This is a genomic window from Histidinibacterium lentulum (assembly GCF_003789055.1).
In the GTDB taxonomy this organism is placed as follows: Bacteria; Pseudomonadota; Alphaproteobacteria; order Rhodobacterales; family Rhodobacteraceae; genus Oceanicola; species Oceanicola lentulus.
The window spans coordinates 33,697-56,689 of sequence record NZ_ML119088.1; the positions used below are offsets into that span (position 1 = coordinate 33,697).

General features: G+C 68.9%; 24 protein-coding genes. 17 read left to right on the forward strand and 7 right to left on the reverse strand.

Features of this window, described 5'->3' with window-relative positions; all coding sequences use genetic code 11:
• Positions 1-29 precede the first annotated feature (29 nt).
• The 12 genes from EAT49_RS15050 to EAT49_RS15105 all read left to right on the forward strand — a co-directional run bounded on the left by EAT49_RS15050 (position 30) and on the right by EAT49_RS15105 (position 10,860).
• Positions 30-650 (forward strand): hypothetical protein, encoded by a 621-nt coding sequence (locus EAT49_RS15050; RefSeq protein ID WP_123643123.1) that lies wholly within the window; start codon positions 30-32, stop codon positions 648-650.
• Positions 647-1,060, forward strand: coding sequence for a tol-pal system-associated acyl-CoA thioesterase (ybgC, locus tag EAT49_RS15055; RefSeq protein WP_123643124.1), 414 nt, complete (start codon positions 647-649; stop codon positions 1,058-1,060). The genes EAT49_RS15050 and ybgC overlap by 4 nt, the downstream gene beginning before the upstream one ends.
• A gap of 100 nt (positions 1,061-1,160) precedes the next feature.
• Positions 1,161-1,544, forward strand: a complete 384-nt coding sequence (locus tag EAT49_RS15060) for a hypothetical protein (protein ID WP_123643125.1) — start codon at positions 1,161-1,163, stop codon at positions 1,542-1,544.
• 158 nt (positions 1,545-1,702) lie between these two features.
• A complete protein-coding gene (gene tolQ / locus EAT49_RS15065) occupies positions 1,703-2,368 on the forward strand; it encodes a protein TolQ (protein WP_246003869.1) in 666 nt (221 codons plus the stop codon).
• A 1-nt stretch (position 2,369) separates the two neighbouring features.
• Positions 2,370-2,846 carry an ExbD/TolR family protein gene (locus EAT49_RS15070; RefSeq protein ID WP_123643126.1) on the forward strand — a complete coding sequence of 159 codons (477 nt, stop codon included), beginning with the start codon at positions 2,370-2,372 and terminating at the stop codon, positions 2,844-2,846.
• A gap of 6 nt (positions 2,847-2,852) precedes the next feature.
• The gene (locus EAT49_RS21260; RefSeq protein WP_185020775.1) at positions 2,853-3,956 is read left to right on the forward strand and encodes a cell envelope biogenesis protein TolA; all 1,104 of its coding nucleotides are present in this window, start codon (positions 2,853-2,855) and stop codon (positions 3,954-3,956) included.
• 143 nt (positions 3,957-4,099) lie between these two features.
• A complete protein-coding gene (gene tolB, locus EAT49_RS15080) occupies positions 4,100-5,470 on the forward strand; it encodes a Tol-Pal system beta propeller repeat protein TolB (RefSeq protein ID WP_123643127.1) in 1,371 nt (456 codons plus the stop codon).
• Between the two features lie 69 nt (positions 5,471-5,539).
• Positions 5,540-6,049 (forward strand): peptidoglycan-associated lipoprotein Pal, encoded by a 510-nt coding sequence (pal, locus tag EAT49_RS15085; RefSeq protein WP_123643128.1) that lies wholly within the window; start codon positions 5,540-5,542, stop codon positions 6,047-6,049.
• Positions 6,049-6,870, forward strand: coding sequence for a tol-pal system protein YbgF (ybgF, locus tag EAT49_RS15090; protein WP_123643129.1), 822 nt, complete (start codon positions 6,049-6,051; stop codon positions 6,868-6,870). Before pal ends, ybgF begins: the two co-directional genes overlap by 1 nt.
• A gap of 13 nt (positions 6,871-6,883) precedes the next feature.
• Positions 6,884-8,140, forward strand: a complete 1,257-nt coding sequence (gene tilS, locus EAT49_RS15095) for a tRNA lysidine(34) synthetase TilS (RefSeq protein ID WP_246003870.1) — start codon at positions 6,884-6,886, stop codon at positions 8,138-8,140.
• Between the two features lie 73 nt (positions 8,141-8,213).
• Complete coding sequence (gene ftsH / locus EAT49_RS15100) at positions 8,214-10,130, forward strand: ATP-dependent zinc metalloprotease FtsH (RefSeq protein WP_123643130.1); 1,917 nt, start codon at positions 8,214-8,216, stop codon at positions 10,128-10,130.
• Between the two features lie 121 nt (positions 10,131-10,251).
• Positions 10,252-10,860, forward strand: a complete 609-nt coding sequence (locus EAT49_RS15105; RefSeq protein WP_123643131.1) for an MOSC domain-containing protein — start codon at positions 10,252-10,254, stop codon at positions 10,858-10,860.
• Positions 10,861-10,926: 66 nt separating this feature from the next.
• On the opposite strand, the gene EAT49_RS15110 is transcribed toward EAT49_RS15105, so the two are convergent.
• Positions 10,927-11,730, reverse strand: coding sequence for an EF-hand domain-containing protein (locus EAT49_RS15110; RefSeq protein ID WP_185020776.1), 804 nt, complete (start codon positions 11,728-11,730; stop codon positions 10,927-10,929).
• Positions 11,731-11,955: 225 nt separating this feature from the next.
• Between EAT49_RS15110 and EAT49_RS15115 the strand changes: the two genes are divergently transcribed.
• The 3 genes from EAT49_RS15115 to folD all read left to right on the forward strand — a co-directional run bounded on the left by EAT49_RS15115 (position 11,956) and on the right by folD (position 14,889).
• A complete protein-coding gene (locus tag EAT49_RS15115) occupies positions 11,956-13,632 on the forward strand; it encodes a formate--tetrahydrofolate ligase (protein WP_123643133.1) in 1,677 nt (558 codons plus the stop codon).
• Between the two features lie 61 nt (positions 13,633-13,693).
• A complete protein-coding gene (locus EAT49_RS15120; RefSeq protein WP_123643134.1) occupies positions 13,694-13,999 on the forward strand; it encodes a chorismate mutase in 306 nt (101 codons plus the stop codon).
• Positions 13,996-14,889 carry a bifunctional methylenetetrahydrofolate dehydrogenase/methenyltetrahydrofolate cyclohydrolase FolD gene (folD, locus tag EAT49_RS15125; RefSeq protein WP_123643135.1) on the forward strand — a complete coding sequence of 298 codons (894 nt, stop codon included), beginning with the start codon at positions 13,996-13,998 and terminating at the stop codon, positions 14,887-14,889. Before EAT49_RS15120 ends, folD begins: the two co-directional genes overlap by 4 nt.
• Before the next feature lie 220 nt (positions 14,890-15,109).
• On the opposite strand, the gene pdeM is transcribed toward folD, so the two are convergent.
• A complete protein-coding gene (pdeM, locus tag EAT49_RS15130; protein ID WP_123643136.1) occupies positions 15,110-15,823 on the reverse strand; it encodes a ligase-associated DNA damage response endonuclease PdeM in 714 nt (237 codons plus the stop codon).
• A gap of 153 nt (positions 15,824-15,976) precedes the next feature.
• On the opposite strand from pdeM, the gene EAT49_RS15135 reads away from it, so the two are divergent.
• Positions 15,977-16,609 carry a hypothetical protein gene (locus EAT49_RS15135; protein WP_123643137.1) on the forward strand — a complete coding sequence of 211 codons (633 nt, stop codon included), beginning with the start codon at positions 15,977-15,979 and terminating at the stop codon, positions 16,607-16,609.
• Here EAT49_RS15135 and EAT49_RS21460 read toward each other — a convergent pair.
• Positions 16,548-16,754 carry a DUF6471 domain-containing protein gene (locus tag EAT49_RS21460; protein WP_123643138.1) on the reverse strand — a complete coding sequence of 69 codons (207 nt, stop codon included), beginning with the start codon at positions 16,752-16,754 and terminating at the stop codon, positions 16,548-16,550. The two genes, EAT49_RS15135 and EAT49_RS21460, sit on opposite strands and share 62 nt — an antisense overlap.
• 100 nt (positions 16,755-16,854) lie before the next feature.
• Between EAT49_RS21460 and EAT49_RS15145 the strand changes: the two genes are divergently transcribed.
• Positions 16,855-17,817, forward strand: a complete 963-nt coding sequence (locus EAT49_RS15145; protein WP_123643139.1) for an IS1595 family transposase — start codon at positions 16,855-16,857, stop codon at positions 17,815-17,817.
• 15 nt (positions 17,818-17,832) lie between these two features.
• On the opposite strand, the gene EAT49_RS21265 is transcribed toward EAT49_RS15145, so the two are convergent.
• The 4 genes from EAT49_RS21265 to EAT49_RS15165 all read right to left on the reverse strand — a co-directional run bounded on the left by EAT49_RS21265 (position 17,833) and on the right by EAT49_RS15165 (position 22,957).
• Positions 17,833-18,168: a hypothetical protein gene (locus tag EAT49_RS21265; protein ID WP_123643140.1), complete on the reverse strand. Its 336-nt coding sequence runs from the start codon at positions 18,166-18,168 to the stop codon at positions 17,833-17,835.
• 187 nt (positions 18,169-18,355) lie between these two features.
• Positions 18,356-20,755: a ligase-associated DNA damage response DEXH box helicase gene (locus tag EAT49_RS15155; RefSeq protein WP_123643141.1), complete on the reverse strand. Its 2,400-nt coding sequence runs from the start codon at positions 20,753-20,755 to the stop codon at positions 18,356-18,358.
• A gap of 32 nt (positions 20,756-20,787) precedes the next feature.
• On the reverse strand, positions 20,788-21,588 hold the full coding sequence (locus EAT49_RS15160; protein WP_123643142.1) for an NAD(P)-dependent oxidoreductase: 801 nt from the start codon (positions 21,586-21,588) through the stop codon (positions 20,788-20,790).
• Between the two features lie 55 nt (positions 21,589-21,643).
• Positions 21,644-22,957 carry a P-loop NTPase family protein gene (locus EAT49_RS15165; protein WP_123643143.1) on the reverse strand — a complete coding sequence of 438 codons (1,314 nt, stop codon included), beginning with the start codon at positions 22,955-22,957 and terminating at the stop codon, positions 21,644-21,646.
• Positions 22,958-22,993 lie beyond the last annotated feature (36 nt).

Here is a 22,993-nt window from a genome sequence, read left to right on the forward strand (position 1 = left end):
AACTGCGCGACGCCGCTGGGATGGCCGGTATGACGCCCGAGGAGGTCGCCGCGCTTTTTACCCGGTCGGACGGGCGCTATCTCTGCGCGCGGTGGGGGCGGCCTCTGGCGCCGGTGGTCTTCGGCGTGGAGGAGCCGACGCTCGAGGTGCTCAAGGGCGCCTTCGAGGCCGTCGTGACCCTGGCCGGTCACCGGATGGCGGAAACCGATCCCGAACTTGGCGCCAACCTCATGGTCTTCTTCTGTCGCGACTGGGCGGAGCTCGTCGCGGTGCCCGATCTCGACCGGCTGATCGACGGGCTGGACGGGCTCGTCGCCCGGCTTCGGGCGGCGGACGCCAACCAGTACCGGGTCTTCCGCTTCGACGAGGCCGGCGCGATCAGGGCCTGTTTCGTCTTCCTGCGGATGGATGCCGATCTCTCGCAGGTTCCCGCCGCGACCCTCGCGCTGAGCCAGGCGGTGCACTCCATCCTGCTGTGGTCCGACAGCGCCTTCACCGACCGCTCCCCCCTGGCGCTTGCCAACGGCGTGGCGGTCCTGCGCCCCGAGATCGGCGCGGTGATCCGGGCGGCCTACGACCCCGTCCTGCCCGCCATGGCGGACGATCCGAGCCATGCGCTCAGGCTTCATGCCCGGATGGGGGTGCAATGACCCACAGCTTCACCACCCGCGTCTACTACGAGGACACCGACCTCGCGGGCATCGTCTATTACGCCAACTACTTGAAATTCATCGAGCGGGCGCGCACCGAATGGGTGCGGGAGCTGGGCATCGACCAGGCGCGGATGAAGGCCGAGGCGGGGACCGTCTTTGCAGTGAGGCGGATCGAGGCGGACTATCTCAGGCCCGCCCTCTTCGACGATCTGCTCACGGTCCTGACGCGGGTCGAAAGCCTGCGCCCGGCGCGGCTCGGCCTCGTCCAGGACGTGCTGCGGGGCGAGACCCGGCTCTTCGCCGCCCGGGTGGAGCTCGTGGCGCTCGGGCCGACCGGCCGCCCGCAGCGCCTGCCGCAGGCGCTGGCGGAGCTTGCGGCGTCCGGCGCGGCGCGACCCGATCCTTGATCGGACCGGCCGGAGCGGGCAGGCTTGCCCCAGGGTCCGCGCGCCCCGGGCCCGGTCGTTTGTCCCCCTCAACCCGGGCGAGCCCCAGGAAGGAAGCCCGATGACCCGCAGCCGTCCCTCCGTCCTCCGCGTCGTCCTGCCGGTGCTGGCCCTCGCGGCCTGCAGCCCCGGCGTCCTTGTCGAGACCTCTCTCGGCGCCGTGCGCGTGACCGAGGACCCCGACCTCGCCCGTTTCAGCCCCGTCACGCTCGCCGGCGGAGAACGGATCGAGCCCTTTCCGGAATTCGGCGGTCTCGTCGTGACCGGTCCCGAGGGCGGGGCGCTGTCCTTCGAGGACCGCGCCCTTGCCAGTGCCGCGCTGGCCGCCTTCTGCGGCGGCGCGCTTCCTCCGGACCTGTCCTACCGCGGGGCGCTCGACGACGGTGCCAGCACCTGGTCGTCCGGCCCCTGCCCGGAGGCTCCGCCCGGCCCCGCGGCCTCCTGAGCCGCGCCGTCCGGCGAACTCCCGCGCATGTGGAGGCTGCAACGCAGCTGTGATGCTTCGCGCGTGGATTCCGTGCAGTTTGTGCTATAAGAGCGCCAAGGCCCCGGGACGCGCGCGCGTCCGAAGCAAACAAGGGGCGCGAGCAGACGGGCAGGCGCATGGAAGAATACACGATGTGGGCGCTTTTCGCCCGCTCCACGATCACGGTGAAGCTGGTGATGATCATGCTGATCGTCGCCTCCGTCTGGTGCTGGGCGATCTTCATCGACAAGTGGCTGCAGTTCCGCCGGGCCCGCAGCGAGGCCGCCAGGTTCGACGCCGCGTTCTGGTCGGGCGAACCGCTCGACGAGCTGTTCGACGAGATCGGCCCCGACCCGCGCGGCCCGAGCGAGAAGATATTCGTCTCCGGCATGATCGAATGGCGGCGCAGCCACCGCGAGGACGGCGCGCTGATCCCGGGGGCGGCGGCGCGGATCGAGCGCAGCATGGACGTGGCGATCTCCAAGGAATCCGAGCGCCTTCAGCGGAACCTGCTGATCCTCGCCACGATCGGCTCGACGGCGCCCTTCGTCGGCCTCTTCGGCACCGTCTGGGGCATCATGAATTCCTTCATCGAGATCGCCGAATCGCAGAACACCAGCCTTGCGGTCGTGGCGCCCGGCATCGCGGAGGCGCTTCTGGCAACGGGTCTCGGCCTGATCGCGGCGATCCCGGCGGTGGTCTTCTACAACAAGCTGTCGGGCGACGCGGACGCGATCGTGGCGAATTACGAGGCCTTTGCCGACGAGTTCTCGACCATCCTCAGCCGCCAGCTGGACGCCTGACATGGGCGCAGGCATGGCCAGACCCGAAAGCGGCGGGGGCAACCGCCGGCGCAAGCGGTCCAGGCGGTCCCGGCCGATGTCGGAGATCAACGTGACCCCCTTCGTCGACGTGATGATGGTGCTCCTGATCATCTTCATGGTCGCGGCGCCGCTGCTGACGGTGGGTGTGCCCGTGCAGCTTCCCGAGACCGCCGCCAACGCGCTGCCTTCCGAGGAGGAGGAGCCGCTGACCGTCACGCTCACCGCCGAGGGCGGGCTTCAGATCCAGACCACCGAGGTCGCGCGGGACGAGTTCATTGCCCGCCTGCGCGCCATCGCCGCGGAACGCGTGAGCGACCGGGTCTTCCTGCGCGCGGACGGCGCCAATTCCTGGGACGCCGTGGCCGAGGTCATGGGCGCACTCAACCGGGCGGGCTTCAACAACATCGGCCTCGTGACCGATATCGGCGGGCCGACGCTCGACGGGTCGGATGGGTAAGCCGCGATGTGGCGAGAGATCACTCCGGGCGGATGGGTCTCCGGCGGCGGCCACCTGTTCCTGTTCGTATGGCTGCTGGCGGGCTGGGGCCTCAGCTCCGATCCGTTCGAGTTCGACGTGATGGACGTGTCGGTCCTCTCCGCCGAGGAGTTCGAGGCCCTGACCGCGGCCACCGCGCCGGAAAGTGTGACCGAGGCCACCGCCGTGACCCCGCCCGAGCCCGCGTCCGCGCCGGAGCCAGCGCCCGAGCCGGAACCCGCTCCGGAGCCCGAACCAGCCCCGCAGCCGGACCCCGAGCCCGAGCCCGAGCCCGAGGTCGCCGAGGTGCCGCCCGCCCCCGCCGTTCCCGAGGTCGTCGAGGACCCGACCCTCGAGGTCAGCCCACGCCCTGTGCCGCGCCCCTCCGATCGCGTGGCCTCCGAGGTCGTCCCGCCGCCCCCCGAGGAGGTCGAGATCGCCGAGGAAGCGCAGGAGGCCGTGTCCGAGGAGCCGGCCGAGGCCGAGCCCGAGGTCGTCGCCGAGCCGCAGGAGGAGGCCGCCCCCGAGGAGGCGGCGAACCAGATCGTCACCGAGGCCGACACCCCGGCCGCCTCGGCCCCCCTCGCGTCGATCCGGCCCCAGGCCCGCCCGAACCGCCCCACGCCGCCCGAACCCGCGCCGGTCACCGAGGGCACAGTCACCGAGGCCCGCTCCGAACCGGAGCCGGACCCCGAGCCCGAGGAGCCCGCGCCCGACCCGGTCGACGCGGCCGTCGCCGCCGCCCTCGAGGCCGCGCAGAGCACGCCGCCCGCCCCCGAAGGTCCGCCGCTCTCGGGCGCGGAACAGGAGGGCTTCCGCATCGCCGTGCAGGGCTGCTGGAACGTGGACGCCGGCTCCGAGGCCGCGCGCATCGCCGTGACCGTGGGCTTCTCGCTCACTCCAGACGGCCGGGTCGACGGCGACACGCGCCTCGTCTCCGCCTCCGACGGACCCGAGCAGGCCCAGCGCGCCGCCTACGAGGCCGCCCGCCGCGCCGTGCTGCGCTGCCAGAGAGAGGGCTACAGCCTGCCGCCCGAGAAATACGACCAGTGGCGCGAGGTCGAGATGACCTTCGACCCGAGCAGGAGATGAGCCGATGGAGGCCACACCCGGTCACGTCCTGAAGAGCGCGCCCTCAGAGAGATTGCCCGGAGCCCGTTGCCCCGGCAGAAACAGACCGAGAAGCTGGACAGCATTGTCCGCCACTGCCACGGTCGGTCAGAATGGAGCCTGACATGTCTTCCCTTTCCATCCCCCACCGCCCGGCGGCGGCAGGCTGGCCGCAGCGCGTGCTGCAGGTCGCCGCGGCCCTCCTCTTCGTCCTCGCGGGCGCTCTCGCCGCCTCCGCCCAGGGCGGCCCCCTTCGGCTGACCATCACCGACCCCAACATCGAGCCCTTGCCCTTCGCCATCGCGCCCTTCGAGGCCGAGACCGCGGGCGCCGAGGGCCTCGCGTCCGAGATCACCGAGGTGATCGCCGCGGATCTGACCGGGACCGGCGTCTTCCGCCGCATCCCGTCCTCGGCCTTCGTGTCGACGCCCGCGAGCTTCGCCCAGCCCGTCTCCTACGTGGACTGGCGCACCATCAATGCTCAGGCGCTGATCACCGGGGCGGTCGCGGTCAACGGCGAGCAGGTGACGGTGAAGTTCCGGCTCTACGACGTCTTCTCCGGCCAGGAACTGGGCTCGGGCCAGCAGCTCGTCGGCACGACGGCGGGCTGGCGGCGCATGGCGCACAAGGTCGCCGACCAGGTCTATTCCCGGATCACCGGCGAGGGCGGTTATTTCGACAGCCGCGTGGTCTTCGTCGCCGAGACCGGCCCGAAGGACGACCGCCGCAAGCGGCTCGCCATCATGGATTACGACGGCGCCAACGTGCAGTACCTGACCGACAGCGCCTCCATCGTTCTGGCGCCGCGCTTCTCGCCCAACGGCGACCGGGTGATCTACACGAGCTGGGACACCGGATTCCCGCGCATCCAGGCCATCGACGTGGGCACCGTCAGCCGCCAGACCCTGCCCGTGCAGGATGGCGAGATGGCCTTCTCCCCGCGCTTCAGCAGCGACGGACGGAGCGTGATCTACTCCATCTCCACGGGGGGCAATACCGACATCTGGCGCACCGACCTGCCCACGGGCCAGCACATCCGCCTGACCTCCGCTCCCTCGATCGAGACGGCGCCCTCGCTGTCGCCCGACGGGTCGCGCATGGTCTTCGAAAGCGACCGGTCCGGGAACCAGCAGCTCTACGTCATGCCCGTGGGCGGCGGCGAGCCGCAGCGCATCAGCTTCGGCGAAGGGCGCTACGGCAGCCCGGTCTGGAGTCCGCGCGGCGACATGATCGCCTTCACCAAACAGCACGCCGGGCGCTTTCACATCGGCGTGATGCGGACGGACGGAAGCGAGGAGCGGCTGCTCACTGCCTCCTTCCTCGACGAGAGCCCGACCTGGTCGCCGAACGGCCGCGTGCTGATGTTCACCCGTGAAACGCAAGGGGCCGACGGTGCGCCGGCGATCTTCTCGGTGGATGTCTCGGGCCGCAATCTGCGCCGCGTGCCCACGCCGGGCCCGGCGTCCGATCCCTCCTGGGGACCGCTGCAACCCTAGGTGCGGGGCGGAAAACTCCGTGATAGGGTGCCCTCAACGCCGATCTTCAAGAGAGACAGGAAGTATCAGATGATGAAGTTTCGTTCCGTGGTCCTGCTCGTCGTCGCCCTGGCCGTCGCGGGCTGCGCGAACCGCAACGCCGCCAATACCGGCGCGGGGACGGATTTCGCGGTGCCGCCGCCGGCCAACGCGGCGGGCAGCTTCGATCCGTCGAGCCCGCAGTATTTCAGCCAGACCATCGGCGACCGCGTCCTGTTCGAGGTGGACCAGTTCACCCTGACCGGCACGGCGCGGCAGGTGCTCGACGGTCAGGCCCAGTGGCTGATGACCAACGGCAACTACACCGCCGTCATCGAGGGCCATGCCGACGAGCAGGGCACGCGGGAGTACAACCTCGCGCTCGGCTCGCGCCGGGCCAACGCGGTGCGCGAATACCTCGTGAGCCAGGGCGTGCCCGCCGGACGGCTGCAGACCGTGACCTTCGGCAAGGAGCGGCCCATCGCCGTCTGCTCCGACGAAAGCTGCTACCGGCAGAACCGCCGCGCCGTGACCGTGATCGCGTCGGGGGCGCTGTCCTGATGCGGCACCTGCGGCTTGCGGCGGTTCTGGCGCTCGCGCTGGCGGCCTCTCCGGTCGCGGCGCAGGACGAGACCCTTGCCGATATCCGGCAGGAGCTGACGATTCTCTGGCAGGAGGTGCAGGGCCTCAGGCGCGAACTTTCGACCACCGGCTTTCCGGACGTGAACGTCGGCGGCGCGTCGGTCCTCGACCGGGTCTCGGCAATGGAGGCGGAGCTGCAGCGCCTGACCTCCAAGACCGAGGAACTGGAGTTCCGCATCAACCGCATCACCCGCGACGGCACGAACCGGATCGGCGATCTGGAGTTCCGGCTCTGCGAGCTGGAGGAGGGCTGCGACATCGGCTCGCTCGGGGATACGCCCACGCTGGGCGGCGTCGATGCCGCAGAGAACCTGCCCGCGCCCGAACCCGCGCCGCCCGCCAGCACCGGCCCGGCCCTGGCCGTCGGCGAGCAGGCCGAGTTCGACGCGGCCCTGGCCGCCTTCGAGGCGGGCGAGTTCCCGCGCGCGGCGGAGCTTTTCGGCGCCCATACCGAGGCCTATCCCGGCGGCCCCCTGAGCCAGCGTGCCCATTACCTGCGCGGCGAGGCGCTGGAAGCGCAGAACCAGATGGCCGAGGCCGCGCGGTCCTATCTCGCGGCCTTCTCGGGCAATCCCTCGGGCGAGCGCGCGGCCGACGCGCTCTTCAAGCTCGGCACCACGCTCGGCGCGCTGGGTCAGACCCAGGAGGCCTGCGTCACCCTCTCCGAGGTGGGCAACCGCTTCCCGTCCTCCGAGGCGGCGCTCGACGCCTTCGACGCGCGGACCCGGCTGGGCTGCTGAGCCCGGCGGCCCGGTGAGCCTCGATCGCCGCTTCGCCGGGGCGATGGGCGCCCTCGTCGGGCCGGACTTTCCCGCGGATCTCGGCCTCGCCGTCTCGGGCGGCGGCGACAGCATGGCCATGCTGCACCTCGCCGCGCCCTGGGCGCGCGTCATGGGCATCCGCCTGCGCGTCGCCACGGTGGACCATGGGCTTCGGGCGGAGGCCGCGGCGGAGGCGGCGCTGGTGGCGGACGAGGCACGGGGCCTCGGCCTGCCCCATGACGTGCTGCGCTGGACCTGGGACGGGCAGGGCAACCTGATGGACGCCGCGCGCCGGGCGCGGCTGGGCCTTCTGGGGCGCTGGATCGGCCCCGGCGGGCATCTCGCCTTTGCCCATACCGGGGACGATCTGGCGGAGACCTTTCTTCTGCGGCTGAAACGCGGGTCAGGGGTGGAGGGGCTGTCGGCCATGGCCGGGCGGCAGCCGGTGGGCGACTGGGTGCAGCTGCGCCCGCTGCTCGACGTCTCCCGCGCCGACCTGCGCCATTACCTGCGCAACCTGCGCATCCCCTTCGCCGAGGACCCGACCAACGAGGACCCGGCCTTTGACCGCGCCCGCATCCGCCGCCTTCTGGACGCGCTGGACGCGGAGGGCCTGACCCGCGATACCCTCGCCGCCACCGCGCGCAGGCTCTCCCGCGCGCGGGAGGCGCTCGAGGCGCGGGCCGAGGACGTGGCGCGGCGCGCGGTCCTGCGGGACATGCCCGAGGGCACCGTCGCCCTCGACCGCGACGCCTTCGCCGCCGGCGAGCCCGACACCCGGCTCCGCCTCTTCGCCGCCGCGCTGCAATTTGTCGCGCGCGCCGACTACCGCCCCCGCGCCACAGCACTGGAGGATGCTCTGGACCGGCTTCTGGCGGGCGGAACGGTGACGCTGCACGGCTGCATGGCCGTGGCGCGGGGCGCCCGGCTGACCCTGTTCCGCGAGCTTGAGGCGGTGGCCGGAGAGGCCGCGCCCGCCGACGGAAACGCCCTCTGGGACGACCAGTGGACCCACGGGCCCAGCGGAAACAGGCACTTGCAGGTCCGCGCCCTCGGCCCCCGCGGCCTCGCCCTGATCCCCGATGCCGACCGCCGGGGCCTGCCCGCCGCGCTCTGGCATGGCCGCCCCGCGCTCTGGGACGAAGGCCGCCTTGTCGCCGCGCCCGACCTCGGACACGGCCCGGCCATCCGCCGGGCGCGTCGGCCACCTGCCGCCGGAACCCTCGCCGCCCGGCTCTTCTCACATTGAACCTTGCGTCCGTATGCCTATCTTGGAGCACAGCCGGTCCCCCATGGGTCCGCATGACTGACGGGAGTTTTCCTTGGGCAACGCGCGAAACCTGGCCTTCTGGGTCGTCCTCTTCCTGCTGATCCTCGCCCTGTTCAACCTGTTCTCCGGCGGACAGAACACGATGCAGTCCACCACGCGGTCCTATTCGGACTTCGTGGAGGCGGTGCAGACCGGCGGGGTCTCCTCGGCGACCATCGACGGCGAGCAGATCCGCTACCGCGGCACCGACGGCCGCGACTACGTGACGATCAAGCCCGAGGATGCGGCGGTCACCGACCTCCTGATCGCGAACGACATCCCGGTTTCGGCCCGCCCGCAGGAGCAGTCGGGCTTCACGACCTTCCTCGTGGGCCTTTTGCCGTTCCTGCTGCTTATCGGCGTCTGGATCTACTTCATGAACCGGATGCAGGGCGGCGGTCGCGGCGGCGCCATGGGATTCGGCAAGTCCCGCGCCAAGCTGCTGACGGAAAAGCACGGCCGCGTCACCTTCGACGACGTGGCGGGCATCGACGAGGCAAAGGACGAGCTCGAGGAGATCGTCGAGTTCCTGCGCAACCCGCAGAAGTTCTCCCGCCTCGGCGGCAAGATCCCGAAGGGCGCCCTTCTGGTCGGCCCCCCCGGCACCGGCAAGACGCTCCTGGCGCGCGCCATCGCGGGCGAGGCCGGCGTGCCCTTCTTCACCATCTCGGGCTCCGACTTCGTCGAGATGTTCGTCGGCGTCGGCGCCAGCCGCGTGCGCGACATGTTCGAACAGGCCAAGAAGAACGCGCCCTGCATCGTCTTCATCGACGAGATCGACGCCGTGGGCCGGAGCCGCGGCGTGGGCTACGGCGGCGGCAACGACGAGCGCGAGCAGACGCTGAACCAGCTGCTGGTCGAGATGGACGGCTTCGAGGCCAACGAGGGCATCATCATCGTCGCCGCCACCAACCGGCCCGACGTGCTCGATCCCGCGCTCCTGCGTCCCGGCCGCTTCGACCGCCAGGTGCAGGTGCCGAACCCCGACATCAAGGGCCGCGAGAAGATCCTCGGCGTGCATGCCCGCAAGGTGCCGCTGGGGCCGGATGTGGACCTGCGGATCATCGCCCGCGGCACGCCCGGCTTTTCCGGGGCCGACCTCGCCAACCTCGTGAACGAAGCGGCCCTGATGGCAGCCCGCGTCGGCCGGCGCTTCGTGACGATGATCGATTTCGAGAACGCCAAGGACAAGGTGATGATGGGCGCGGAACGCCGCTCCATGGTCATGTCCGACGAGGAAAAGGCGCTGACCGCCTATCACGAGGCGGGCCATGCCGTCGTCGGCCTGAACGTCCCGCAGCATGACCCGGTCCACAAGGCCACGATCATCCCGCGCGGCCGCGCCCTCGGCCTCGTCCTGTCGCTGCCCGAGCGGGATCAGCTCTCGGTCAGCCTGACCAAGTACAAGTCGAAGATCGCCATGGCGATGGGCGGCCGCGTGGCCGAGGAGCTGAAGTTCGGCAAGGACAACGTTACCTCCGGCGCCGCCTCCGACATCCAGCAGGCCTCCAAGATCGCCCGCGCCATGGTCACCCAGTTCGGCTTCTTCGAGGAGCTGGGAATGGTCGACTACGCCAACGAGCAGCAGAGCTACCTTGGCGCCTACGGCGGCGGCACCAACCATTCCGAGGAGATGCAGAAGCGCATCGACGCGAAGGTGAAGGAGATCATCGACGAGGGCTACGAGACCGCCCGCCGCATCCTGACGGAAAAGCGCGACGAGTGGGAGCGTCTGTCCCAGGGCCTTCTGGAATACGAGACCCTCACCGGCAACGAGATCCGCAAGGTGATGAATGGAGAGCCCCTGGACCGCTCCGACGACGCCGACGACGCGCCGCCCTCCTCGGGCAGCTCCGTCACCGCGATCCCGAAGACGCTGAAGCCGAAGAAACCGCGCGGCGGCGGCGAGATGGAGCCCGAGCCGACCTGAGGATCGGCGGTCCGGACGGACATCCGGGGGCCCGGCGGGAACGCCGGCCCCCTTGCTGTTCCGGGTGCTCTTGCGGGGCGCGCCGCACTGCGGAATGATGAAGGGGAAAGGATCCCCGCCCATGCCCGCCCTGATCGAGACCGATTTCACCGCCCATATCGTCTGGCTCGGCCGGGTCCCCGACCGCGAGACGCAGGCGATCCGCAGCGAGGCGCTGGAGGAGATGCCTCTGACCCTCGCCGGATACGAGGCGGAGTTCCATGCCGGGCTGACGCGGCCTTCCTGCAGCCGGGTCCTGAACCTCTACAAGCGGAACACCGAGATCCGGAACACGCGGCAGCTCTCCATCGTCTCGGCCGAGGAGCTGGCGGGGATCGCCGCGACGCTGGACCTCGAGACGCTCGATCCCCTGTGGCTCGGCGCCTCGGTGGTGGTCGAAGGCATCCCCGATTTCTCCCACGTTCCGCCGTCGTCCCGGCTCCAGACGCCGGAGGGCACGACCCTGACCATCGACCTTCAGAACGGCCCCTGTCAGTATCCCGCCATGACGATCGAGGCTGCGCGCCCCGGACATGGCAAGGGCTTCAAGCCCGCCGCAGAGGGACGGCGCGGCGTCACGGCCTGGGTGGAACGGGCGGGGGTGCTGCGCCTGGGCGACCCGCTGCGGCTGTTCGTGCCGGAACAGCGGGCCTGGGCGGCCTCCGGTGCGGCGGTGGCCGCGGCCGAATGACCCGAGACGGAAGAAGGCCCGCCACGGCATCGCCGGGCGGGCCCCTGTCTTCTCTCCGGCGGGCGGTCAGCCGCGCTGGTAGAAGAAGTAGTAGATCACCGGAACGCCCTCGGCCATGTCGGCCCCGCTGTCGGTGCGCAGGCGGTCCATGCCGGTGAACTCCTCCTGGGAGAGGCTGTCGTCGGCATTGGTGTCCATCCGGTCGAAGCGGTCGTTGATCGCCTCGATATCGGGCGTCAGTCGCTCGCCGCGCTCGATGAACTCCTCGCGGCTGAGGTAGTCGTCGCCGTCGGCATCGGTCAGCTCGAACGTGTAGGCGGACCGCGCGGCGAATTCCTCCGTCGACATCTCGTCGAGGCTCTCGCCTTCGCCGAGGTAGACGAAGGGCTGGCCGAAGGCGACCGGCTCGGCCCCTTCCGCCTCGAGCGTCATGGTGGGCCGCATCTCGAAGGCGTCTGCGGCGGCGCCGAGGAAATCCTCGCGGCTCATGCCCTGGGTCTCGATGTCCGGATTGTTCCCGGCGGCGGTGGCCCAGGCCTCGTCAAGTGAGCCGGCCTCCATGTCGCCATAGGTCCGGCTGAACGCCTCCTGCGCCGCCTCGAGCCCGCGCTCCTCGCAGGCGGTGAACTCCTCGCGGCTGATCGCACCGTCCGTATCGGCGTCGATCTCCTCGAAGATCGCGCGGCTGCCCGCCTCGATCTCCTCCTCGGTCAGCATTCCGTCGCCGTCGGTGTCGAGGGCCATGAAGCCCGTGTTGCAGTAGGACGCGCGGATCTCCCCGGCAGCGTCGGTCCCGGTCTCCTGGGCAAGCGCGGGCGCGGACAGGCCGGCAGCGGCAAGGGCGAAAACGGAAAGTGTCGTGCGTCGCATGGATATCCTCCAGCGGTTCGGTTTTCCCGGGGGCCGGACGCGGCCCCCTCTCTGCGCTGAACCGCTGCCGCCCCCCGGTGTTCCCCGTGTCCCGCCCGGGTTTCCCATCCGAAACGCGTTTTCCCGCCCTCCGCCGATTCCGGAGAGGAAAACGTCGCAAATCCCCCTCGTGCCCTCCCCGCCGCCGTCCTATCCCTCTCGACGAGGCGAGGGGGCAGGACGGACATGGCACCGAAGACCGATATCGAGATCGCCCGGGCGGCGCGGAAACTGCCGATCCAGGAGATCGGCGCGAGACTGGGCATCGGCGCCGAGGACCTCGTCCCCTACGGCCACGACAAGGCCAAGGTCAGCCAGCGCTTCATCGACAGCGTCCAAGGTCGCCCGAACGGCCGGCTGATCCTTGTCACCGCGATCAATCCCACCCCCGCCGGCGAGGGCAAGACCACCACCACCGTGGGCCTCGGCGACGGCCTCGCCCGCATCGGCAAGAACGCCGCCATCTGCATCCGCGAGGCCTCCCTCGGCCCCAACTTCGGCATGAAGGGCGGCGCGGCCGGCGGCGGCCATGCGCAGGTCGTGCCGATGGAGGACATGAACCTCCATTTCACCGGCGATTTCCACGCGATCACCAGCGCGCACAACCTGCTCGCCGCCATGATCGACAACCACATCTACTGGGGCAACGCGCTGGACATCGACCAGCGCCGCGTGGTCTGGCGCCGCGTCATGGACATGAACGACCGCGCGCTGCGCGATGTCGTCACCTCCCTCGGCGGCGTGGCCAACGGCTTTCCGGCCCAGGCCGGCTTCGACATCACCGTGGCCTCCGAGGTCATGGCGATCCTCTGCCTTGCCACCTCGCTGACGGACCTCGAGCGCCGCCTCGGCGACATGATCGTGGCCTACCGCCGCGACCGCACGCCCGTCTACGCCCGCGACCTCAAGGCCCACGGCGCCATGACCGTGCTCCTCAAGGACGCGCTGCAGCCCAATCTCGTGCAGACGCTGGAGAACACGCCCGCCTTCGTTCACGGCGGTCCCTTCGCCAACATCGCCCACGGCTGCAATTCCGTCACCGCCACCACCACCGCGCTGAAGCTCGCGGACTACGTGGTGACCGAGGCCGGCTTCGGCGCGGATCTCGGGGCCGAGAAGTTCATGAACATCAAGTGCCGCAAGGCGGGCCTCGCTCCCGACGCGGTGGTCCTCGTCGCCACGGTGCGCGCGCTGAAGGCCAACGGCGGCATCCCGAAGGAGGACCTGGGCGCCGAGAATGTCGAGGCCCTGCGCACCGGCTGCGCCAACCTCGGGCGTCACATCGCCAACCTCAAGGCCTTCGGCGTGCCCGTCGTCGTGGCGGTCAACCATTTCGTCACCGACACCGAGGCCGAGGTCGAGGCGATCCGCGCCTATGCCGCGGACCAGGGCGCCGAGGCGATCCTCTGCCGCCACTGGGCGCAGGGCTCCGCCGGGATCGAGGACCTTGCCCGCAGGGTGGCCGACCTCGCCGACTCCGGTGCCTCCGCCTTCACCCCCCTCTACCCCGACGAGATGCCGCTCTTCGAGAAGATCGAGACCATCGCCCGCCGCATCTACCACGCGGGCGAGGTGACCGCCGACAAGGCCGTGCGCGACCAGCTCGCCGCCTGGGAGGCGCAGGGCTACGGCCATCTGCCGGTCTGCATGGCGAAGACGCAGTATTCCTTTTCCACCGATCCCGCACTGCGCGGCGCGCCCTCGGGCCATGTGGTGCCCGTGCGCGAGGTGCGGCTCTCGGCGGGGGCGGGCTTCGTCGTCGCGATCTGCGGGCAGATCATGACCATGCCGGGCCTGCCGCGGGTGCCCTCGGCGGAAAGCATCCGGCTGAACGCCGCGGGCCTCGTCGAAGGGCTGTTTTGACGTCTTGCCCTCGGCGGCGCATCGGTCCACCTCCGGGGGCGCAAGACCCGGAGGTGCGGTGATGCGGGAACCCGGCGAGATCGGAACGATGGCGGAGCTCAGGCGCGAGATCGACGCGCTCGACAGGGAGCTCGTGGCGCGGCTCGCGGCCCGCGCCCGCCTGATCGACCGCGCGACGGAGCTGAAACCGGGCGAGGGGATGCCCGCCCGCATCACCTCGCGGGTGGAGGAGGTCGTGGCCAACGTCCGTGCCGAGGCCGCGGCGACAGGCTGGGACCCGGCTCTCGCCGAGGCGATGTGGCGGCAGATGATCGAGTGGTCCATCGCCCGCGAAGAGGCGGTGCTGGGACCGGGAGAAGAGCAATGACGGCGGTGCTGATCGACGGAAAGGCCTTCGCGGAGCGGGTGCGCGCGCGCGTCGCGGGCCATGTCACGCGGCTGGTGGAGGAGCAGGGGATCACCCCGGGCCTCGCCGTCGTGCTGGTCGGAGAGGATCCGGCGAGCCAGGTCTACGTCCGCAACAAGGGCCGCCAGACGCGGGAGGTCGGCATGGCCTCCTTCGAGCATCGCCTTCCCGTCGACGCGCCCGAGGCGGAGCTTCTGGCGCTGGTGGAGCGGCTCAACGCCGACCCGTCGGTGCATGGCATCCTCGTGCAGCTTCCCTTGCCGCCGCAGATGAACGCGGAGCTGGTGATCAATGCCATCGACCCGGCCAAGGACGTGGACGGCTTTCACATTTCCAACGTGGGGCGGCTTGGGACCGGGCAGAAATCCATGGTGCCTTGCACTCCTCTGGGATGCCTCATGATGCTCCGCGATCATCTGGGATCGCTCGCGGGGCTGGAGGCCGTGGTGATCGGGCGCTCCAACATCGTTGGAAAGCCGATGGCGATGCTGCTCCTCGGGGACAGCTGCACGGTGACCGTGGCCCATTCCCGCACCCGCGATCTGGCGCAGGTGGTCCGCCGCGCGGATATCGTCGTGGCGGCCGTGGGCCGGGCGGAGATGGTGCCGGGCGACTGGATCAGGCCGGGCGCCACGGTGATCGACGTGGGCATCAACCGCGTGGAGGGGGAGGGGGGCAAGACCCGTCTCGTGGGCGACGTCCATTTCGAGAGCGCGGCGGAACGGGCGGGGGCGATCACGCCGGTGCCGGGCGGCGTCGGCCCCATGACCATCGCCTGCCTTCTGGCGAACACGGTAACCGCCTGCTGCCGCGCGAACGGTCTGGCGGAGGCCGAGGGGCTGACGGCCTGAGCACAAGCCGCGCCATCGACGGGCGAATGCGCCAAAGGAACGCCTGAAGTTCAGCACACGTCGCGCCATCGACGGGCCGAGGGGGCGGTCGCCATTGGGGCGACATTGGAGCGCCATTGGTCCGAGCGACAATGGCGACGCGATGGCGCGGCGGCCTGCGGCCCTTGTTCCGCGCCGGGACGGAGATCTGAGGTTGAGCAGGGAGCGCCGGATGCGCGCCCTACCGCATCCCCGGAAGCCGCGCCCTCGATCCCGGCGGTCCATGCGCCGGAACGGCCCCCCTTGGCATCGGCGCCGCCACCGGCCTCGGCCCGGTCAGCACCGCCACCGAGGGATGCGGCATCAGCCGCTGCAGCACCGGGTCGGTGCAGGCGAGCCCCCCGGTATAGGCCCCGAACGCCGGCAGGATCAGCCGGTCCCGATTGGCGAGAAAACACGGCCTGCCCCCGCCCGAGCCGGGCAGACGGCACTTCGGATGGTAATGGCCGGAGATTTCCCCCGACGCCCCCTCCGCCGCGATATGGCGGAAGGTCAGCGCGCCGAGCCGCACCTCCGCCCGGTGCGTCCCGTCAAGGGTCAGCGGTCCCGGATCGTGGTTCCCCTCGATCCAGATCCACTCGCGCCCCGCCTGGAGCGCCGTGATCGTGTCCCGGTCCTCGTCATCCAGCGCGTCCTGCCCGGCGAGATCGTCGAAACTGTCGCCCAGGCAGATCACGGTGCGCGCGTCCGCCCCTGCCACGGCGTCGGTGAGCCGCGCCAGCGTCGCCCGCGTCTCGTAGGGCGGCAGCATCCGCCCCTCCCGCCGCGCGATCCGGTCGGACTTGCCCAAGTGCAGGTCAGATACGCAGACCAGCGCCCGGTCGGGCCAGATCAGCGCGCCGGAGCCGGTCAGGTGCAGTGTCTCTCCGGCGAGGGTGAGGGGAAGCGTGTTCATGGTCCGTTCCAGATGCCAGAGCGCCGCGCGGCGGGCAAGCGGCGGATGCCTCCGGCGGGGATACTTGCGGCCTTATGTATCAAACGCACCAAGCCTTCGTGGCGGGGTGCGAAATGACTCCACTGGTCGCTGCTGTTCATCTATGCGTGAAGGATGACAGTCCTAAAGCGCTTTGCTGCGTGGCTTGTTTCGACTGCCCTGCTTTTGTGGGCGGGCGTGAGCGCCGCCCTCGATCTTGTGGGGCGCTCAACCGTGACTGATGATGCAGCGCTCCTGATCGAGAGAATTTTCAGCGCCCCGCTTTGGGCGCAGATTACCGTGTCAGTTTTCGCCCTAGCTTGGATGGCCTGGGTGTTTTCCCCTGACTTTCTCCAATACAACGAAATCAAGAAATTACGTAAGGAAGCAAAGGCAGCCCAAGACCGTGCGTGGGCTTTCAGCGCAGACCATCATGCGGTTATCGACACCCTAGCTAGACTAGAAGGCCGTCTGGAAGAAATACAAAACTCCCTTGTAGGGCTTGAGACAAGGCTAGGACGCGTTGAAGATCATATTCGGGGACTGCCAGACGGCGAAGCTTATTCGCTAAGTATAAGCTCTCTTCGCGAGTCGTTTTTGAGTTCCAGTGCGCTGCACCCTATCGAACAGCAGATCAACTATGTAAGCGGTAGCGTTATTGGCCTAGAAGAGGCACTTCCAGAACTAGAGCGCCAAATCTCCATGATTAAAGACGAAGTTCGCGAACTTGGATCGCGCTCAAGCAATGAAGGAGAAACGCCGCGCTAAACTTGCCTCGCGACAGCTTGTTCCTGACGTTGGCTTCCTTGTCGCCGATCCGGTCGGCTAACTTGGCATAAGTCACCCCCTGCCGCTTCAACTCTGCCTTTAGGAGGTTCGCGGCTCTCGTTTCCCACTCCGTCTGGTCTGGCATCTGCGCCTCCGCTGCAAAGGTATTGTTTTCGATACTTATGCCCTTGCGCACAGTACGTCAAGTCACTATATTCGATACATAGGCATCGGATACAGTGACAATGGCCCAACATTTCCTCCTCAGCGCAGCCGCCCGCACCCTCAGCCTTCGCACGATCTACAGGGCCGGTGAGGCAGCCGCCTATCAGACGTTCTGCCAGATGCGCTGGCCCGAGACGGACGGCGCGCCGGTTTGCCCGCGCTGCCAGCATGACGAGGCTTACAGCATTGCCACCCGTCGCAAGTTCAAGTGCAAGGCCTGCCACCACCAATTCAGCGTCACCAGCGGCACGATCTTCGCCAGCCGCAAGATGGACTTTGTGGACCTGCTGGCGGCGATCTGCATCCTCGTGAACGCCTCCAAGGGCGTATCCATGATCCAGCTGAGCCGGGACCTGGATTGCCAGTACAAGACGGCTTTCGTGCTCGCCCACAAGCTGCGCGAGGCAATGGCCCTTGAGGTGCAGACCGGCGAAGTCATGTCCGGTCACGTCGAAGTCGATGGCGCCTATTTCGGCGGTCACGTTCGGCCTGAGAACCGCAAGGAGGATCGGAAGGACCGCCGCCTGTCGGAGAACAAATCTGATCGTCGCCGGGTCGTCGTCGCCTTCCGCTCGCGCAAGGGCCGCACCCTGCCGTTCATTGTCCGCAGCGAAGCCCAAGGCGTCGAACTAGCGAAGATCCACGTTGACCGTCTCGCCACCATGTCAGCGGACGAGGCTTCCCACTGGGACCTTCTGCATCTTGGCTGGCCCGTTGAGCGGGTGAACCACTCGTTGGCCTACAGCGACCACGGCAAGCACACCAACTGGGTCGAAAGCTATTTCTCCCGTCTGCGCCGCATGGTGCAGGGTCAACACCATCACGTCAGCCCGCAATACCTGCACCAGTATGCGAACCACGCCGCATGGCTGGAGGACAACCGCCGCACCGACAACGGCTCTCTGGCGCACCAGTTGGTGGCGAACACGATGACCGCGCCGGTCAGCCGCCGGTGGAAAGGCTATTGGCAGCGAGCCGCGTAATCTACGGCTTGCCACTCAATGGGCCAGCATCCACCGACGACCATCCCGACACACCAATCCCTTTACCTCTAGCCGCAGCAGCCCCTGATGCGCTCTATTTGCTGCGCTTCTGGGCGTGATGTCTGGCCGCAGACCTCGGATCAAGTCGCCGATCTGCCCTGTCGTCTTTGGCCCACTATTCAGAGCCCCCAGTATCAGCCGCTTGGTGCCGCCGCGCTTTAGCGGCGTGGTTTCGCGATACAGACGAGGTGCCACGCCCCTCATATCCAGCAGAACCTCTGCCAGCTTGCCTTGGTGTCCGCCTCGTTTGCGCAGCGCCTGTAGCGCATTGTCTATGGTCTTGTCCTGCATGGGGACAGGTTAGCAACTCAGCACCGCGAGGGATGCTCTTTGCTTGGTGCGCTTGATACATAAGGCCGGATACTTGAAGCCCAAAGATTTGATGACCGAGGCGAGCGGAGGCGTTGCACGAGGGGGTGTCCACAGGAAAAATAGAGATTTCTTAGTGGCTTGCGGGAGCGTCCACGTGTGGACACTCTCAGCCCCCGCTCAGCCCCGCCGCCTCCATCAGCCGCGCGGCCTCCTCCTCCATCAGCCGCTGCGCCCCCGAGGCCGCCACCGGGATCCGCCCCGGCTCGAGGAAGAGCGGCGCGGCGAGGGGCGTGACTCTCTCAAGGTCCACATGATCGATCCGCCCCGCCGTGCGCCGCAGCATCTCCTCGATCCGCCCGAAATCCACGAGGCCCCTGAGCGCCTCCTCCCGCGTGATCCGCAGGAGCAGGTGATCCGGATCGTATTTCGACAGCGTGTCGTAGAGGATATCCGACGAGAAGGTCGCCTGCCGCCCGGTCTTTCTCGCCTGCGGCGTGTTCCGCTCGATCAGCCCCGCGATGGTCGCCGAGGCCCTGAACGTCCGCTTCATCACCGCGTTTCCGGCGAGCCAGGTCTCGAAATCCTCCCGCAGCGCATCGGGCGCGAAAAGCGGCGCAGGATCCGTCACCCGGTCGAGCCCCCAGATCAGCGTCGCGTAATCCGTCGCCACGAACCCGAGCGCCCCGAGCCCCCGCTGCTCCATCCGCTGGGTCAGCAGGAGCCCCAGCGTCGCCTGCGCGTTCCGCCCGGCGAAGCCGTAGGCACAGAGATGCTGGCGCCCGTCATGAGGGAAGGTCTCCACCAGGATGCGGTCGGCCTCGGGCAGTTTCGAGACATCCCTCTGAAGCGCCAGCCAGTCCGCGGTGTGGCCGGGAAGCTCCGGCCAGTTCTCCTGCCGGAACATTCTCAGGATGCGCTGGCTCAGCTGGGTCGAGGTGGCGAACTTGGTGCCCATGAAGGTGGCCACCTTCGGCTCCCGTCCCGGATCGCGGGAGACCTCGACGGTCATCTCGCGCAGGCCCTCGTAGCGCACGATCTGCCCGCCCATCAGGAAGGTGTCCCCCGGCGTCAGCGTGGCGGCGAAGCCCTCCTCGATCTCGCCCAGCGGCTTGCCCCGGCCCCGCATCCGGACCTTCAGCACGTCGGTGTCCTGGATCGTGCCGAGGTTCATCCGGATGCGCTGCGCCGCGCGCGGGTCGCGCAGGTGCCAGAGCCCGTCCGTCTGCTTCAGCCTCTGCCAGCGGTCGTAGGCCCGGAGCGCGTAGCCGCCGGTCGCGCAGAACTCGAGACAGTCGTCGAACTCCGCCCGCGTGAGCCCGGCATAAGCGCCGACCGTCGTGACTTCGGCGAAGAGATCGTCCGCGGCGAAAGGCCCGGCGCAGGCGCGGATCAGGATGTGCTGGCAGAGCACGTCCCGCGGCCCCGGCCCCTTGGGATCGCCGTCGAGGTCGTGATCGCGCGCGGCCTCGAGGGCCGCCACGCATTCGACGATCTCGAAGCGGTTGGCGGGGACAAGGATGGCCTTCGAGGGCGCGTTGTATCGGTGGTTGGCGCGGCCGATGCGCTGCACGAGGCGCTTGACGTTCTTCGGCGCGCCGATCTGGATGATGAGGTCCACGTCGCCCCAGTCGATGCCGAGATCGAGCGTGCCGGTGCAAACGATGGCCCGGAGGCGCCCCGCGACCATGGCCGCCTCCACCGCCTCGCGCTGCTGGCGGTCGAGGCTGCCGTGATGGATGCCGATGGGCAGGTCCTCGTCATTGGCGAGCCAGAGATTGTGAAAGAAGATCTCCGCCTGGGCGCGGGTGTTGTGGAAGATGAGCGTCGTCCTGTGGCGCTTCACCTCCTCGAGAACGGCGGGAATGGCGTATTTCGCGCCGCCCCCGGCCCAGGGCGGGCGCTCCTCGGTGACCAGCATGGAGATGTCGGGCTCGGGGCCGGGATCGGCCTCGAGGATCGGGCAGGGGTCCGGGTGGCGGGCGAGTTCCCGGGCGAGGGCGGCGGGGTTCTCGACGGTGGCTGAGAGGCCCACGCGGCGCAGGCCGGGGGCCACGGCGTCGAGCCGCGACAGGGCGAGGAAGAGCTGATCGCCGCGCTTGCTTTCCGAAAGCGCGTGGATCTCGTCCACGATGACCCGTTTCAGCCCCGCGAACATGCGCGGCGCATCCTCGTAGGAGGTCAGGAGCGCGAGGCTTTCGGGCGTGGTCAGGAGGATATGGGGCGGATCGGCGCGTTGGCGCTTCTTCTGGGTGGCAGAGGTGTCGCCGGTGCGGTCCTCGACGCGGATCGGCAAGGCCATCTCGGCGATGGGGGTGGAGAGGTTGCGGCGGATGTCGGCGGCGAGCGCCTTCAAGGGGGAGACGTAGATCGTGTGAAGGCCCGCCTGCGGGGCCTCGGCGAGCTCGGTCAGCGTGGGCAGAAACCCCGCTAGCGTCTTGCCGCCGCCGGTGGGCGCGATGAGCAGGAGCGCAGGCTCCGCGGCGCGGGCGAGCATCTGAAGCTGGTGCGGATGGGGCGACCAGCCACGGGAGGCGAACCAGTCGGCGAAGCGGAGGGGCAGGTCCATGGGTGTGGAGGTCGCGCGGAGGGGGGCGGTCGTCAAGCCCGCGGCGCGGCCCGCGGCGTCAGGGCGCGCAGGCTGGCGCGGAGGGTCTCGGCAAGCTGGCGGTCGGCGTCCCCTGGCGCGGCATCGAGGGCGCAGCGCACGTCCTTTTCGAGGATCCCGATCGTGTTTCCGGGGGCGAAGCCGTCGCGGAAGAACTCGATGTCGTCGCGGCCCGAGGCGAACCAGTTGCGGCCGGTGGAGGCCTCGATGAGGTCGAGCAGCGCCGCCTCGGGCAGGTCGGCGGCATCGGCCCAGTCGAGCGCGGTGCGGGTGGCGGCCACGGAGGCGGAGAGCACGAAGTTGTTCAGCACCTTGGCGAGGATGCCCATGCCGAAGGCGCCCATGGGATGCACGCTGCGGCCCATTGCGCGGAAGAGCGGCATGAGGCGCGCGACGGTGGCGGGATCGCCGCCGGGCATGAAGGAGAGCGTGCGCTCGACGGCACCGATCTCGGCCCCCGACATGGGCGCGTCGACGAGATCGAGATGTGGCAGGCGGGGCGCGAGGCCGCGGACATAGGACGGGGGCAGGGTGGAGCAGATCACCAGCGTCCTGAGGTCGGGCGCGCTCCCGAGGGCCTGGTCGGTGAAGAGTAACGCCTCGGTTTCGGCCTCGTCCCGGACCACGGTCAGGCAGGTCGCGAGACCGCGGGCGAAGGCCGCGACGTCGGTGGTCACGGCGGGATGACCGATCTTGCGGATGTCGAAGCCGCGTGCGTCGACGCCCGCATCGAGGAGCGCCTCGAGCATGGGCCGCCCCATGGTGCCGCAGCCCGCTATTCCGACCGGTTCCATCGCCGCCTCCATGATCCCGGGACAGGCTAGCCCGAGGCGCGGGGCGGCGGAAGGCTCAGCGCACGATCGCCTCGTCGCGGACGAACATGTTGGCCCAGGCGCGGTCGATCAGTTCAGGGGTCATCTGGTATGGAATGCCCTCGAATTCGCAGATCGAGATCATCTGGTCGATCAGGAACACCGGCTGATAGTTGGCATAGATGTTGTTGATGGTCGGGTACTTGTTCTTCAGCAGGTGCAGCAGCGCGCGCTCGTCCAGGGGCATCTTCTTCTTGCGGGCGATCAGGGCGAAGATCTTCAGGAAATCCTCCTGGCTGGGGCCGTCGATCTTGATCTTGAAGAAGATCCGGCGCAGCGCCGCCTTGTCGAAGATCTCGTTGGGATGGAAGTTGGTGGAGAAGATCACCAGCGTGTCGAAGGGCACCTCGAATTTCTCGCCCGATTGCAGAGCGAGGATATCCTTCGATTCCTCGAGCGGCACGATCCAGCGGTTCACGAGCGCCTGGGGCGGCTCCGCCTGGCGGCCGAGGTCGTCGACGATGAAGACCCCGCCCGAGGATTTCAGCTGCAGCGGCGCCTGGTAGGTGCGCGCCGTCGGGTTGTAGACGAGATCGAGCATCGAGAGGGACAGTTCGCCGCCCGTGATGACGGTGGGACGCTCGCAGAGGACATAGCGGCTGTCGTAGCGGCCCGAGGTGCGGCGCAGGCTGTTGGGATCGTCGACCTCCTCCTCTGCGGAGGAATGCACGATGGGATCGTAGACGGTGATGACCTGGCCCGCGTATTCGATGGCGCGGGGGACATAGATCTTGTCCCCGAGCGCGTCGCGGATGCCGTTGGAGATGGACGACTTCCCGTTGCCGGGGGGGCCGTACATCAGGATGGAGCGGCCCGAGCCCACGGCCGGGCCGAGCTGGTCGATCAGCGTGGGCGGCAGGATCAGGTGACCCATGGCCCCGGTCAGCTGTTCGCGGGTGAGCTGTATGTTGCGGATCGACTGACGGCGGACCTGTTCGGAATAGACCTCGAGCGGTACGGGCATGGCGCCGTAATACTCGGATTGCATCAGCGCATCGAGTGCGCGGGATTTCCCGCTTTCGGTGAGCTGGTATTCCATTTCGTTGGTGACGGCATTGGCCTTGAGCGTGCCCATGGCCTCCATCAGGCCTTGGGAGCGGGCCATGTCGATCAGTTCTTGGGTCACCACCTGGGGCAGACAGACCGCCCGCGCGAGGTCGCTTACCAGACTGACATTCTTGCGGAACATCGTCTTCAGGACAATGTCGCGCATCATCACGAGGGGAATACGCATGCTGTCGAGCGTTTTCGGCGCCGGCGGCGACATCACCGCTGTCGTCTGCATGTTCATCGGTCTTCCTTGCCCCTGCTCCGGACCCGTGATCAC